This is a genomic window from Limnohabitans sp. Rim11, assembly GCF_001269365.1.
GTDB lineage: Bacteria > Pseudomonadota > Gammaproteobacteria > Burkholderiales > Burkholderiaceae_C > Limnohabitans_A.
This window is the reverse complement of sequence record NZ_CXOM01000001.1, coordinates 217,238-229,536: the sequence shown is the minus strand read 5'-3', so window position 1 is coordinate 229,536 and position 12,299 is coordinate 217,238. Positions and strand designations below refer to the sequence as shown.

The following is a 12,299-nucleotide window of genomic DNA, read 5'->3' as shown; positions in this document are numbered from 1 at the left end:
TCATGACCACACGCCCTATTCGATCGCAATACGAAGATTTCATGCGCCACGTCAACGACCATGGCGTCTTCAAAGCCGACCGAACTGGTACGGGCACCACCAGCGTGTTTGGTCATCAAATGCGCTTTGACCTGAACGAAGGCTTTCCGCTGGTCACCACCAAAAAGGTACACCTGCGCTCCATCATTCAGGAACTCTTGTGGTTCCTCACAGGCTCAAGCAACAACAACTGGCTGCGCGAACGCGGCGTGACCATTTGGGACGAATGGGCCCGCGAAGACGGCGACCTCGGTCCTGTGTATGGCGTTCAATGGCGCAGTTGGCCAACACCCGATGGCGGTCACATCGATCAAATTGAAGACGTCATTCGCACCCTCAAAACCAACCCCGATTCACGCCGAATCATTGTGAGCGCATGGAATGTGGCCGAGTTGTCCAAGATGGCCCTCATGCCCTGCCATGCCTTCTTTCAGTTTTATGTGGCACCGCCCCTGACTGAAGGCGGCAAAGGCAAACTCAGCTGCCAGCTTTATCAGCGCAGTGCCGACATTTTCTTGGGCGTGCCCTTCAACATTGCCAGCTACGCCCTGCTGACGCACATGATGGCGCAGCAATGCGATTTGGATGTGGGTGATTTCATTTGGACAGGTGGCGATTGCCACATCTATAGCAATCACAAAGAACAAGTGGCCTTGCAATTGAGTCGCGCACCATTTGCCTATCCCACCTTGAACATCAAGCGCAAACCCGCCTCCATCTTCGACTACGAATACGAAGACTTTGAGGTACTCGACTATGAGTGCCACGCCGCCATCAAAGCACCCGTCGCTGTTTGATGAAGCTCAAACTCATCTACGCGCGCGCGGCCAATGGCGTCATTGGCTTGAACAACCAAATGCCTTGGCACTTGCCTGAGGACTTGGCACATTTCAAACGCACCACCCTTGGCTGTCCTGTGCTCATGGGTCGCAAAACTTGGGAGTCCATCCCAGCCAAATTTCGCCCCCTGCCCGGACGCGCCAACTTGGTCATCACCCGCCAACCAGATTGGCAAGCCGAAGGCGCTCACGTGGTGCACTCGCTAGAAGAAGGTCTGACGCTGGCCTTGGCTCACTGCCCTGAAGGCAAAGACTTGTGGGTCATGGGCGGTGCCGAAATTTATGCCCAGGCGGCATCCATTGCAGAAGAAGCCGTCGTGACTGAAATTGAAGCCGACTACGAAGGTGATGCTTTCGCACCTCAACTGGGCGCCGGTTGGCAAGAAGTCTCACGTGAATCGCATGTTTCATCGACCGGTTTGAAATTCTGTTTTGTCACCTACCGCCAATCCATTTGAACAAGCGATTTACAAGATGAAGCTCGCTACCTGGAATGTCAATTCGCTGACCGTTCGACTACCTCAAGTCATTGATTGGTTAAAAGCGCAAGAAACTTTAGGCCCAGAGCACGCCATCGATGTGCTGGCCTTACAAGAACTCAAGATGACTGACGACAAGTTTCCGCATGCTATCTTTGCGGAAGCGGGTTATCACGCCCAATGGTTTGGTCAAAAAACCTACAACGGCGTGGCGCTCATCTCACGCACAGAAGGCACGCAAGTCGTCAAAAATATTCCTGGCTTTGAAGACGACATGTCGCGCGTCATTGCTGCCACCTATGGCGATGTGCGCGTCATTGGGGCTTATTTTCCAAACGGACAAGCCCCCGACAGCGACAAGTTTGTTTACAAAATGAAATGGCTAGAAGCCATGCATGGCTGGGTTCAACAAGAAATGGCGTCGCATCCCAAGTTGGCACTCATGGGCGACTACAACATCACCTTCGACGATTTGGATGTTTGGGATCCAGTGGCATTGGCTGGCACCATTCACTGCACACCCGAAGAACGCGCGCATTTAAACGCCTTAGTTGAGCTGGGTTTGCACGACAGCTTTAGGTTGTTCGAACAACCCGCCAAAAGTTTCAGCTGGTGGGACTACCGCGATTTTGGTTTCAAAAGAAACAGGGGCTTGCGCATCGATCACATTTTGGTGACCGATGCATTAAAAGCACAAGCCTCAGCGTGTGTGATCGACAAACTACCGCGCAAAAATGAACGGCCTAGCGACCACACCCCCGTGGTGTTAAGCCTTTTGGGCAGCCATGGCCTTGCCAACCTCTAACGAGCCCTGACCCGAGCCAGACTCAGGCACCAATTCGTTGTGGCGATCTGTGACTTGTGGCATGGCAGCCAATAATTGCTCTGCCGTATCTTCCGCCATGCCCAAATAAACGCCCTGCGTGAGGGTGATGTTGGCCACTTCAAAGCTGCCGGCACCTGCGCAAATGATGGTGCGATTGGGCGCATCTTCCGAGGCCATGACCAACATGGCTGGCACTACAGCTTGAGGCTCCAAGGCCTTTAGCACGGCCTCAGGCATCAAACCTTCCGTCATTCGGGTGGCCGCAGTAGGCGCCAATGAATTCACGCGAATGTTGTACTTATCACCTTCAATGGACAGTGTTTGCATCATGCCGGCCAAGGCCATCTTGGCTGCACCATAGTTGGCCTGACCAAAGTTGCCATAGAGGCCACTGGAAGACGTGGTCATGATGACGCGGCCATATTTTTGCGCCTGCATGATGGGCCAGACCGCTTTGGTGCAATGAAACGCACCCATGACGTGAACTTCCATGACCAAGCGAAACTCGTCGACTTCCATTTTGGAAAAACTTTTGTCGCGCAAGATACCTGCGTTGTTAACCAATATATCCACGCGGCCCCAAGTGTCCATGGCCTGTTGCACCATGCCCTTGACAGCTTCAAAATCGGTCACGGAGGCGCCATTGGCAATGGCTTCACCGCCTGCCTTCACAATTTCATCGACCACCGCCTGAGCGGCACTCACCGAACCGCCCTCGCCGCGCACATTGCCTCCAAGGTCGTTGACCACGACTTTGGCGCCTCTCTTGGCCAAAGCCAAGGCATGTTGTTTGCCCAATCCGCCGCCAGCACCTGTGACAATGGCGACACGTCCGTGAAAATCAATGCTCATTTGGATTCCTCAATCTGATAGCCTTGTAATGCTGTCACTTTAAACCAAGAAACCGATTGTCACTGTTACCCGATTGACACCCCAGTTCACTCACCTTTTCACCCCAACGCCCAAGCCTCTATGGAAATCACCTCTCACATTATTGACACGCCACCGCGCGATGCCGCCACGGTTCTTGTGTTGCGTCAGGGTCACGAGGGCTTAGAAGTCTTGATGCTCAAGCGGCATTCAGACTCTAAAGATTTGGGTGGTGTTTTTGTGTTTCCAGGGGGCAAACGCGATGAAGCCGATGGCACACCTGAAGCTTTGGCCACCCTACAACAAGACCTTGGCCACTTGCATGCGCAGTTGGGTGAACCCGAACTTCAAACCGAACATGCAGCCAGTTTGTTTGTCGCCGCACTGCGTGAAGCTCAAGAAGAATGCGGTTTGCAAATTCAAGCTTCAGACCTTCAGGCCTGGTCGCGCTGGATCACGCCGCGCATGCCCTCGCTAATGTCAAAGCGTTTTGACACGCGATTTTTTCTGGCGCGCGCACCCCATTCTCAAACGGCTGTGCAAGACAACCACGAAACCACCGAAGTCTTGTGGTCCACCCCTCGCAATGCACTGATTCAATACTGGCAAGGCACCATTGTGTTGGCGCCGCCCCAAATCATGAGCCTGTCGCACCTGAGTCTTTTTCAATCCGTAGAAGAAGCCATGCAAGATGCCGCGCAGCGAACGCCGCCTGTCATCCTGCCCGAGCCCTTTGACCAAGACGGCATGCGCGTCATCTGTTACCCAGGCGACCCACGTCATCCAGTTTTACAAAGAGCTTTACCTGGCCCCACTCGCCTGCACTTTAGAAACAAGCGCTTTGAGCCAGAGGGTGGTTTACAAGCTTTACTGCATGGCCCCGCATGAGCCTGCCGAAATATTTATCGATGGCCAAAGCCATTCAGTATGTGGGCGATGCCGCCAGTGCCGCGCAACTACTGACGACGCTTCAAAGTACCTTGGCATCAGAAATACACGAAATTGCGCAGGCCATTGAAGCCAAAAATTTTGAAACACTGAAGAAAAATTTTCACTAAATCAAAGGCTTTGCGCCTGTGTTTTGCCATGACGATCTGTTAGCTCAAATCACTTCTACCGAAGCACTTTGCAAAACAATTGACAACGCCCAAATGCAAAGCGAGGCATTGAATGCCAGCTCAAATTTGTTAGTGAGTTTGAACAGCTTGTTGGCAGAGGTTACTGCACATTTATCGGCACAGGTTTACGCGAAGACTGCTTCAACCAAGCCTCCATCACCTGAGGATCCTGAACCACCCGGAGGGTGTCAAACGCTTGCTGCGCCTCCGGGTAATGCCGCCTCAAATAATTGAGCCATTGCTTCAATCGACCGGAGCGATGGCGAGGCGCCACATGCAAGCTCATGCGCTTCCAAAAAACACTGAGCAATGGCCACAATTGCTCCCAAGAGAATGACTTTGGCATGTCCGCCAAATCCAAGCCTTGTGCTTGTGCATCGTGATATTTAATTTCCAATGCCAGCCCAGGATTGTTGATCATGCCGCGACCAATCATCAAGTCTTGGCAACCTGTCACCTCACGGCAACGCACGGCATCGGCCACCGTCCAAATTTCACCATTGGCCACCATGGGCAACTTGACGCATTGACGCACATCGGCGATGCGGTCCCAGTAGGCGGGCGGTCTGTAGCCATGGGCTTTGGTTCGCGCATGCACCACCAACTCATTGGCCCCAGCACCTTCAATGGCCTGCGCGCAATCTTCTGCGCGCGAGTCGTCGTTAAAGCCCAAACGCATCTTGGCAGAAACCGGAACGTGCGGCGGGACAGCTCGGCGCACTGCAGACACAATTTGACCAATCAACTCTGGCTCGTCTAGCAGCACCGCGCCGCCCCGATGTCGGTTGACAGTTTTGGCAGGACACCCAAAATTCAAATCAATGCCAGCTGGGTTGAGTTTGGCGAGTCGTGCAGCATTTTCGGCAAGGACTTGAGGGTCTGAGCCAAGCAGCTGTGCTTTGACCGGCACACCCGCCACGGTTTTGCCAGCGTTGAGCAGCTCCGGCACCACTCTGTAAAACGCTCTTTTTGGCAAAACCGCATCGGTCACACGAATGAATTCGGACACACACAAGTCAATGCCGCCCACACGGGTGAGCGTGTCGCGCAGGCTGTGATCCAACAGCCCTTCCATAGGGGCCAACAAAATTCTCATTCGATGCAATGCACTCAATCTAGCATTAACTTAAAGATCGCTTCATCCGAACTTCTTCAACCTTGACGGCGCCAAACGGCACTGTGCGGGCGGTGTTCATTTCGCGCTTAAAGCCAGCCATTTCGTGAAAGCGCACAGTGCGCTCGTTCAGCAAAGGCACCCAGATGGTCACATCGGTGCAGTCTTCTTCAAGCAAGCCTTCGCGAGCGGCATCCCACAAGGCCAGGCCAACGCCTTCTCCCAGTCTATCGGGGTCGGCATAAATGGCCCAAATTTCGCCAGTGGTGTTTTTTGATTTGGGGTCGCGCGAGCGGTCAAAGCCCACAAAGCCCACAATGCTGCCGCCTTCCAAAGCCACCATGACTTGGGGCTCGCCGTATTCAATGGCCTCTTTCCAATAAGACACCCTTTTGGCCATGGGCGTGGCGTCCCAATGCGCCTCGGGCACTTGGCCGGCGTAGGCAGCGCGGCTGGCAATCAGGTGGAGATTGGCCACTTCGGCGGCTTCTTTTTTAGTGGCAAAACGTACTTCAAAGTCAGACATATCGGTCAATGTTAGAGTCTCAAAACCCTAGATTGTCGCCTGAAGTGGCGGACAAGGGAATTTAGAGGTCGAAGGAGCCTTAGGATGAGCCAGCAAAATACATCAAATTTGGTTTTAGAACGAATCGTTGACGTCCCCCCTGAACTTCTGTTCAAGGCTTGGACCACGCCTCAGCACCTGATGCCCTGGTTTTGTCCCAAACCTTATCAAACCATTGAATGTGAGATTGATTTGCGCCCCGGCGGGACGTTTTTCACCCAAATGATCGACCCTGAAGGCAACAAATTGCCCGCTGAACCCGGCTGTTTTCTTGAAATCGTTCCCAATCGAAAAATTGTTTGGACCTCTGCACTGGGTCCTGGCTTTAGACCGCTTGAAGCGTCTGCATTTCCTTGGGTCTTCACGGCCATGCTTGAGTTTGAACCCAACGGTATTGGGGGGGCCATTTATAGAGCCACCGCCATTCACAAAGACGCAAAAGATGCTGACTCTCACGAACAAATGGGTTTCAGCCAAGGATGGGGCGTCGTTCTGGATCAATTGGTGGCTTACGTTAAATCGACACCCATGGCTTGATGCACAGGCATTCAATGAAACTAAAGCTTTCCGCCATGTTTGTGAAGACTTTGAAGGTATTGAGCTTGTGGGCGATGTGTCAACTTTCGCCTTTGCAAGCCCAAGTTCAAGTGTTCAAAGACGACATGGCCGAACGAACCCGCGCCTGCACCGCCTGCCATGGTGAACAAGGCAAAGCAGGACCAGATGGGTATTACCCAAGACTGGCCGGCAAGCCTGCAGGTTACTTGTACAACCAGCTCAAAAATTTTCAAGAAGGGCGACGTCATTACAACCTCATGACGCGCTTGGTCGACCCCTTGTCTGACGCCTACCTTCAGGAAATGGCGAACTATTTTGCCAATCTCAAATTACCTTACCCACCTGCCGCCAGGCCTCCCGAACGTGTTTCTAATCGACTTTTGCTTGAAGGCAAAAAATTGGCCCTTGAGGGGGACAGCACGCGAAATGTGCCAGCCTGTAGCACTTGCCACGGCGCACAACTCACAGGCATTCAGCCCAATGTGCCCGGACTTTTGGGCTTGCCGCTCGACTACTTGAATGCACAGCTAGGCGCTTGGCAAACCCACCAAAGAAAAGCCGCTGCACCCGACTGCATGAGCGACATCGTTCAACGACTCTCCTCTGAAGATTTGGTGGCTGTCGCCACTTGGTTGTCAACCCAAAACGTTCCGCTTGCAGCCTTGCCTGCCAAGCAAATTGCAGAGCCATTGAAAGCCCCATGGCGTTGCGGCAGTGCACCCGAATTGTCCAAGGCACAGCCATGATGTTTCCAATTCATTTTTGGCGTTACTTTGCCCTCCCCTGGCTCACCGTACTAGGGCTGCTTGGCGGCACCATTTGGCTTGACAACCATCGCGACCTTTTCGAAACACAACCGCCCGCCCGCATTGAAAGCTTGTCTGAAAAAATCTTGATCGACAAAGGCCATCAACTGCTGAGGCTTGGCAATTGCATGGCTTGTCATACCGAACGCGGGCAAGCTGCAGGCGCTGGAGGTCGCGCTTTTGAAACGCCCTTTGGCAAGGTCTATAGCAGCAACATCACACCCGATGCCAAGCATGGTTTGGGCGCATGGAATACTCAGGATTTTTGGCGCGCATTGCAACACGGCAAATCCAAAGATGGCCGCTTGTTGACGCCAGTCTTTCCGTATCAGCACACCACACTCATCACACGCGAAGACTGTGATGCCATGTTTGCAGCACTCAAAACATGGGCACCTGCGGCCAATCCAAAATCAATCGCAAAACCTTCTGAAACTTTAGATTGGCCTTACGGTACGCCCGTGGCGATTGCGGTTTGGCGAAGTCTGTTTTTCACGCCTGGCGTGTATCAGCCCAATCCTCAGCAAAGCCAAGAATGGAACCGCGGCGCCTACATTGCACAAGGCCTAGGCCACTGCGCCGCTTGCCATAGCGAGCGAAATGAATGGGGCGCCATTGAATCGGTGAAAGACTTTTCTGGTGGCCTCATGCCGGTGATCAATTGGTATGCGCCGTCGCTCACAAGCTTGAAAGAAACAGGCTTGGCCAATCAAAGCACGCAAGAGATCGCTCGACTGCTTCAATCTGGCTCGAATGACCAAGCTACCGCCAGTGGGCCCATGGCAGAAGTGGTTCAACACAGCACACAACATTGGCGCAATGAAGATCTGTTGGCTGTAGCCACATACCTCAAGGACTTGGCCCAACAAGAACCGCGAGGCCCTTCCGCCGCGCCAACAGGCAAACGCATCCAGACAGGCTCAAGCCCTTCAGCCAAAGTCTTGAGTCTGGGCGCCAAAATTTACGATGACCACTGCGTTCAATGCCACCAAAGCCAAGGTCAAGGTGTGCCAGGCGCATACCCTGCGCTGGCCAACAATCGGGCAGTGCTTTTGAGTGACCCCACCAACTTAGTTCAAAGCGTTTTGTATGGCGGCTACCCTGTATCCACGTCTCTGAACCCAAGACCTTTTGGCATGCCTCCGTATATCCTGACCCTTGAAGATCGTGAAATTGCAGCCGTGCTCACCCACCTTAGAACCCAGTGGGGCAACCAAGCGCCCGAAGTCACGCCATTGCAAGTCAATCGCATCAGATCACTTCAAGGACCTTGAACATGTCTGCACTGGAGGTGGTCTTTGTAGACGATCATTTGTTGGTTTTGAACAAACCGTCGGGTTTGTTAAGCGTGCCAGGGCGCGGAGAAGACAAACAAGACTGCCTCATCGCCAGAGCACAGGCGCAATGGCCTGAGGCACTTACAGTGCACCGCCTCGATATGTCGACATCGGGCTTGATGGTGATTGCCAAAGGCCCCGAGATGCAACGCAGCCTGAGCCTAGCGTTTGCACAAAGAGAAGTTCACAAAATCTATGAAGCCATTGTGGCGGGTGAACTCAGCGCCACCGAAACAGGTGATGCAGACGCTTGGTCTGACATTCACATGCCACTCTTAATTGATTGGCCCAACAGGCCCAAAAGCAAAGTAGATTGGGAACACGGAAAACCCAGCCACACGCAATGGCGCGTCAAACACTCAAATTTAACAAATGCCACGCGCGTTGAACTTCAACCCATCACTGGCCGCACACACCAATTGCGACTGCACATGATGGCCATCGGCCACCCTATTTTGGGCGATGCCTTGTATGCCTCCCCCGACATCCAAGCTCAATCACCCCGCTTGCTGTTGCACGCGCGAGTTTTGCAATTGAAGCATCCCGTTACGGCAGAATGGATGGCGTTTGAAAGCACCGTTCCTTTTTAGTTCAATTTATCAACTCAATTAACTCACTCTATTCATCTAGCATGTCACAACATCTCTACATCCTGACAGGCGGCTCTCGCGGCATGGGCTTGGCCATCGCAGAGCAACTTTTGCAAAAAGACCATACGCTCATTTGTATTTCGCGCAACACCCAAGCCGCCCTCACCGAGCAAGCGCAAAAAGTAGGCGCTCATCTTGAACAGTGGTCACACGATTTAGCAGATGGCGCCAGCGCCAGTGAGGCACTCAAGAAATGGCTTTCTTCCCAAGATTCAACACAATTTCAAAGCGCTACGCTCATTAACAATGCCGGTGTGATTCCCACCATTGCCCCTTTGAGCCAGGCCGATCCGCACAACTTGGCCATGGCCCTGAGAGTGGGCTTAGAAGCACCTATGCAGCTGTGTGCCGCCTTTTTAGGTGCCACGGAAAACTGGTCAATGCCACGCAAAGTTGCCAACATCTCTTCAGGTCTAGGACGCCGCGCCATGGCCTCTCAGGCAGGCTACTGCGCTGCCAAAGCAGGCATGGACCATTTCACACGTTGCTTGGCCTTGGACGAAGCGCTCAAGCCCAATGGTGCCAAAGTGACCTCGCTGGCACCCGGCGTCATTGACACCGACATGCAGATTCAACTGCGCGGCGCACCCGCCGACAAATTTCCCGATCAAAATGGCTTTCAGCAGTTGAAAGCCACCGGCATGTTGACGTCGCCCGCCGATGCAGCCAAACGAATCCTTGACTACCTGGCTAGACCTGACTTTGGTAGCAACCCCGTCAGTGATGTTCGAGACGCCCAGTAACCCATTTGTCAGCCCCCTGTAGTCTTTTTTAAGCAGACTCCAAGGCTGAATTGATTTAAATTGAAGGAGACAGAAATGAGTCGTGAAGTTGTTGTTGTCAGCGGTGTTCGAACCGCCATTGGAACTTTTGGCGGCAGTCTGAAAGACGTCGCCCCCACCGAGTTAGCGGCACAAGTTGTGCGCGAAGCCCTCAAGCGTGCCAACACCGATGGCAAAGATGTGGGTCATGTAGTGTTTGGCCATGTGGTCAACACAGAACCCAAAGACATGTACTTGTCGCGTGTGGCGGCTATCCATGGTGGCTGTGCAGAGGGAACACCGGCATTCAACGTCAACCGCCTGTGTGGCTCTGGCTTGCAAGCCATCATCTCAGCCAGCCAGTCCATCTTGTTGGGCGATGCCGATGTGGCCATTGGCGGTGGCGCTGAAAACATGAGTCGCGCACCTTACGCAATCAACACCAATCGTTTTGGCGCTCGCATGGGCGATACCAAGATGGTTGACATGATGGTGGGCGCCTTGCACGATCCCTTCCACACCATTCACATGGGCGTCACTGCCGAAAATATCGCTGCCAAGTGGGGCATCACCCGCGAAGACCAAGACAAGTTGGCAGTAGAGAGTCACAACCGCGCAGAGCGCGCCACGCAAGCGGGCTACTTCAAAGACCAGATCATGCCGGTCATGCTCAAAACGCGCAAAGGTGAAGTGGCTTATGACACAGACGAGCACTTCCGCCCTGATTGCACCATGGAAGAATTGGCCAAACTCAAGCCTGTCTTTGTCAAAGAAAACGGCACTGTCACTGCAGGCAATGCATCTGGCATCAACGATGCTGCAGCGGCCGTGGTGTTGATGGAAGCTGGCGCTGCCAAAGCCCGTGGCGCCAAACCATTGGCCCGCCTGGTCGCTTATGCGCACGCGGGAGTAGATCCCAAATACATGGGCATTGGCCCTGTCCCTGCCTCCCAGTTAGCCTTGAAAAAAGCTGGTCTGACCGTGAACGATTTGGACGTGATTGAAGCCAACGAAGCCTTTGCGGCTCAGGCTTGCGCTGTCACACGTGACTTGGGTTTAGACCCCGCCAAGGTCAACCCCAATGGCTCGGGCATTTCTTTGGGCCACCCTATTGGCGCAACAGGCGCATTGATCACCGTGAAAGCATTGCACGAGCTGCAGCGCATCAACGGTCGTTATGCTTTGGTCACCATGTGCATTGGTGGCGGTCAAGGCATTGCTGCCATTTTTGAACGCATGTAAATCACAGGCATTCAAACAGCAAAAAGGCCATCGAATGATGGCCTTTTTTTTGACTTCAGAAAAGTAAAGCTTAGCGATAACGCTCACGTGCAATGCGTGCGCCTTCTGCCAAAGCTTGTAATTTCTTTTCTGCCACTTCGCGGCTCATGGGCGCCAAGCCGCAGTTGGTGCAAGGAATGATGCGCGCTTTGGGAACAAACTGAAGCGCACGGCCAATGGTGTCAGCCACTTCTTCAGGCGTCTCCACCACATCGCTGGCCACATCAATCACGCCCACCATGACGTCCTTGCCTTCTAGCAAAGCCATTAAATCCATAGGCACGTGAGAATGGAAACACTCCAAGCTCACCTGCTGAATGCTACTCTTAGCCAAGGCTGGAAACACCTTTTCGTATTGGCGCCATTCGTGGCCCAAGGAGTTTTTCCAATCGATGTTGGCTTGAATGCCATAGCCGTAGCAAATGTGAACAGCCGTCGTGCAAGTCAGGCCCTGCGCTGCACGCTCCAAAGCTTTGACGCCCCAATCGGCAGCTTCTTCCATGTACACATTGAAAGCAGGCTCATCAAACTGAACGATGTCAACGCCGTCGGCTTGCAGTGCCAAGGCTTCTTGGTTGAGCAGTTCTGCAAAGGCCATGGCCATTTTGACTTTGTCGCCATAGAAACGATCGGCCACGGTGTCCACAATGGTCATGGGGCCAGGCAATGTGAACTTCAATTTCTTCTTGGTGTGGGCACGTGCCAGTTGGGCTTCAAACGCGTGCACGCGGCCTTTCAAACGCAAGGGTGCAATGACTTGCGGCACTTGCGCGTCGTAGCGATTGTTGCGGATGCCCATGGTGACTTTGTTGACAAAGTCGATGCCTTCCACTTGCTCTAAAAAACCATGCACAAAGTGCTGACGAGATTGTTCGCCATCGCCAATCACATCCAAGCCTGCATCTTCTTGCGCTTTGATCCACAACAGCGTGGCGTCGGCTTTGGCTTGCTTGAGGCTGTCGCCTTCTGCCATCCATTTGGGCCAAAGTTTGTTGGTCTCGGCCAGCCATTCGGGTTTAGGCAAACTGCCGGCAATTGCGGTTTCAAACATGCATG

At 53.3% G+C, this 12,299-nt stretch carries 15 protein-coding genes; 11 read left to right on the top strand and 4 right to left on the bottom strand.

Going from position 1 to position 12,299, the window contains the following annotated elements; genetic code table 11:
- Positions 1-2: 2 nt before the first annotated feature.
- Genes AMM03_RS01145 through xth form a run of 3 tightly spaced genes read left to right on the top strand, consistent with a single transcriptional unit; the run spans position 3 to position 2,162 of the window.
- Complete coding sequence (locus AMM03_RS01145) at positions 3-836, top strand: thymidylate synthase (RefSeq protein WP_090128644.1); 834 nt, start codon at positions 3-5, stop codon at positions 834-836.
- On the top strand, positions 836-1,336 hold the full coding sequence (locus AMM03_RS01140; RefSeq protein ID WP_090128643.1) for a dihydrofolate reductase: 501 nt from the start codon (positions 836-838) through the stop codon (positions 1,334-1,336). Before AMM03_RS01145 ends, AMM03_RS01140 begins: the two co-directional genes overlap by 1 nt.
- 16 nt (positions 1,337-1,352) lie before the next feature.
- Entirely contained in the window at positions 1,353-2,162 is an 810-nt protein-coding gene (gene xth / locus AMM03_RS01135) for an exodeoxyribonuclease III (RefSeq protein ID WP_090128642.1), read from the top strand.
- Here xth and AMM03_RS01130 read toward each other — a convergent pair.
- Entirely contained in the window at positions 2,124-3,035 is a 912-nt protein-coding gene (locus AMM03_RS01130; protein WP_090128641.1) for an SDR family NAD(P)-dependent oxidoreductase, read from the bottom strand. The genes xth and AMM03_RS01130 overlap by 39 nt on opposite strands.
- A gap of 120 nt (positions 3,036-3,155) precedes the next feature.
- Between AMM03_RS01130 and AMM03_RS01125 the strand changes: the two genes are divergently transcribed.
- Together AMM03_RS01125 and AMM03_RS14080 are read left to right on the top strand one after the other, a co-directional pair.
- Positions 3,156-3,941: an NUDIX hydrolase gene (locus AMM03_RS01125; RefSeq protein WP_090128640.1), complete on the top strand. Its 786-nt coding sequence runs from the start codon at positions 3,156-3,158 to the stop codon at positions 3,939-3,941.
- A complete protein-coding gene (locus AMM03_RS14080; protein WP_194942711.1) occupies positions 3,938-4,111 on the top strand; it encodes a hypothetical protein in 174 nt (57 codons plus the stop codon). The genes AMM03_RS01125 and AMM03_RS14080 overlap by 4 nt, the downstream gene beginning before the upstream one ends.
- 160 nt (positions 4,112-4,271) lie before the next feature.
- Here AMM03_RS14080 and AMM03_RS01120 read toward each other — a convergent pair whose 3' ends face one another.
- Together AMM03_RS01120 and AMM03_RS01115 are read right to left on the bottom strand one after the other, a co-directional pair.
- The gene (locus AMM03_RS01120) at positions 4,272-5,267 is read right to left on the bottom strand and encodes a tRNA dihydrouridine synthase (protein ID WP_090128639.1); all 996 of its coding nucleotides are present in this window, start codon (positions 5,265-5,267) and stop codon (positions 4,272-4,274) included.
- 25 nt (positions 5,268-5,292) lie between these two features.
- Positions 5,293-5,811 carry a GNAT family N-acetyltransferase gene (locus AMM03_RS01115; RefSeq protein WP_090128638.1) on the bottom strand — a complete coding sequence of 173 codons (519 nt, stop codon included), beginning with the start codon at positions 5,809-5,811 and terminating at the stop codon, positions 5,293-5,295.
- An 84-nt stretch (positions 5,812-5,895) separates the two neighbouring features.
- Here AMM03_RS01115 and AMM03_RS01110 point away from each other — a divergent pair, with 84 nt between their 5' ends.
- From AMM03_RS01110 to bktB, 6 genes are all read left to right on the top strand, one after another.
- Entirely contained in the window at positions 5,896-6,387 is a 492-nt protein-coding gene (locus tag AMM03_RS01110; RefSeq protein WP_090128637.1) for an SRPBCC family protein, read from the top strand.
- A gap of 14 nt (positions 6,388-6,401) precedes the next feature.
- Positions 6,402-7,154, top strand: coding sequence for a c-type cytochrome (locus tag AMM03_RS01105; RefSeq protein ID WP_194942710.1), 753 nt, complete (start codon positions 6,402-6,404; stop codon positions 7,152-7,154).
- The gene (locus AMM03_RS01100; protein WP_090129270.1) at positions 7,151-8,488 is read left to right on the top strand and encodes a cytochrome c; all 1,338 of its coding nucleotides are present in this window, start codon (positions 7,151-7,153) and stop codon (positions 8,486-8,488) included. The genes AMM03_RS01105 and AMM03_RS01100 overlap by 4 nt, the downstream gene beginning before the upstream one ends.
- A gap of 2 nt (positions 8,489-8,490) precedes the next feature.
- On the top strand, positions 8,491-9,141 hold the full coding sequence (locus AMM03_RS01095; protein WP_090128636.1) for an RluA family pseudouridine synthase: 651 nt from the start codon (positions 8,491-8,493) through the stop codon (positions 9,139-9,141).
- A gap of 41 nt (positions 9,142-9,182) precedes the next feature.
- Entirely contained in the window at positions 9,183-9,944 is a 762-nt protein-coding gene (locus AMM03_RS01090) for an SDR family NAD(P)-dependent oxidoreductase (protein WP_090128635.1), read from the top strand.
- Positions 9,945-10,019: 75 nt separating this feature from the next.
- Positions 10,020-11,204, top strand: coding sequence for a beta-ketothiolase BktB (gene bktB / locus AMM03_RS01085; RefSeq protein ID WP_090128634.1), 1,185 nt, complete (start codon positions 10,020-10,022; stop codon positions 11,202-11,204).
- A 70-nt stretch (positions 11,205-11,274) separates the two neighbouring features.
- Here the strand turns inward: bktB and AMM03_RS01080 are convergent, their stop codons facing one another.
- A complete protein-coding gene (locus AMM03_RS01080) occupies positions 11,275-12,294 on the bottom strand; it encodes a methionine synthase (RefSeq protein ID WP_090128633.1) in 1,020 nt (339 codons plus the stop codon).
- Between the last annotated feature and the right edge of the window lie 5 nt (positions 12,295-12,299).

Excerpts from the sequence above, each read along its gene's own strand:
- AMM03_RS01145 (WP_090128644.1), top strand. The coding sequence starts at position 3 with ATGACCACACGCCCTATTCGATCGCAATACGAAGATTTCATGCGCCAC.
- AMM03_RS01140 (WP_090128643.1), top strand. The coding sequence starts at position 836 with ATGAAGCTCAAACTCATCTACGCGCGCGCGGCCAATGGCGTCATTGGC.
- xth (WP_090128642.1), top strand. The coding sequence starts at position 1,353 with ATGAAGCTCGCTACCTGGAATGTCAATTCGCTGACCGTTCGACTACCT.
- AMM03_RS01130 (WP_090128641.1), bottom strand. The coding sequence starts at position 3,035 with ATGAGCATTGATTTTCACGGACGTGTCGCCATTGTCACAGGTGCTGGC.
- AMM03_RS01125 (WP_090128640.1), top strand. The coding sequence starts at position 3,156 with ATGGAAATCACCTCTCACATTATTGACACGCCACCGCGCGATGCCGCC.
- AMM03_RS14080 (WP_194942711.1), top strand. The coding sequence starts at position 3,938 with ATGAGCCTGCCGAAATATTTATCGATGGCCAAAGCCATTCAGTATGTG.
- AMM03_RS01120 (WP_090128639.1), bottom strand. The coding sequence starts at position 5,267 with ATGAGAATTTTGTTGGCCCCTATGGAAGGGCTGTTGGATCACAGCCTG.
- AMM03_RS01115 (WP_090128638.1), bottom strand. The coding sequence starts at position 5,811 with ATGTCTGACTTTGAAGTACGTTTTGCCACTAAAAAAGAAGCCGCCGAA.
- AMM03_RS01110 (WP_090128637.1), top strand. The coding sequence starts at position 5,896 with ATGAGCCAGCAAAATACATCAAATTTGGTTTTAGAACGAATCGTTGAC.
- AMM03_RS01105 (WP_194942710.1), top strand. The coding sequence starts at position 6,402 with ATGAAACTAAAGCTTTCCGCCATGTTTGTGAAGACTTTGAAGGTATTG.
- AMM03_RS01100 (WP_090129270.1), top strand. The coding sequence starts at position 7,151 with ATGATGTTTCCAATTCATTTTTGGCGTTACTTTGCCCTCCCCTGGCTC.
- AMM03_RS01095 (WP_090128636.1), top strand. The coding sequence starts at position 8,491 with ATGTCTGCACTGGAGGTGGTCTTTGTAGACGATCATTTGTTGGTTTTG.
- AMM03_RS01090 (WP_090128635.1), top strand. The coding sequence starts at position 9,183 with ATGTCACAACATCTCTACATCCTGACAGGCGGCTCTCGCGGCATGGGC.
- bktB (WP_090128634.1), top strand. The coding sequence starts at position 10,020 with ATGAGTCGTGAAGTTGTTGTTGTCAGCGGTGTTCGAACCGCCATTGGA.
- AMM03_RS01080 (WP_090128633.1), bottom strand. The coding sequence starts at position 12,294 with ATGTTTGAAACCGCAATTGCCGGCAGTTTGCCTAAACCCGAATGGCTG.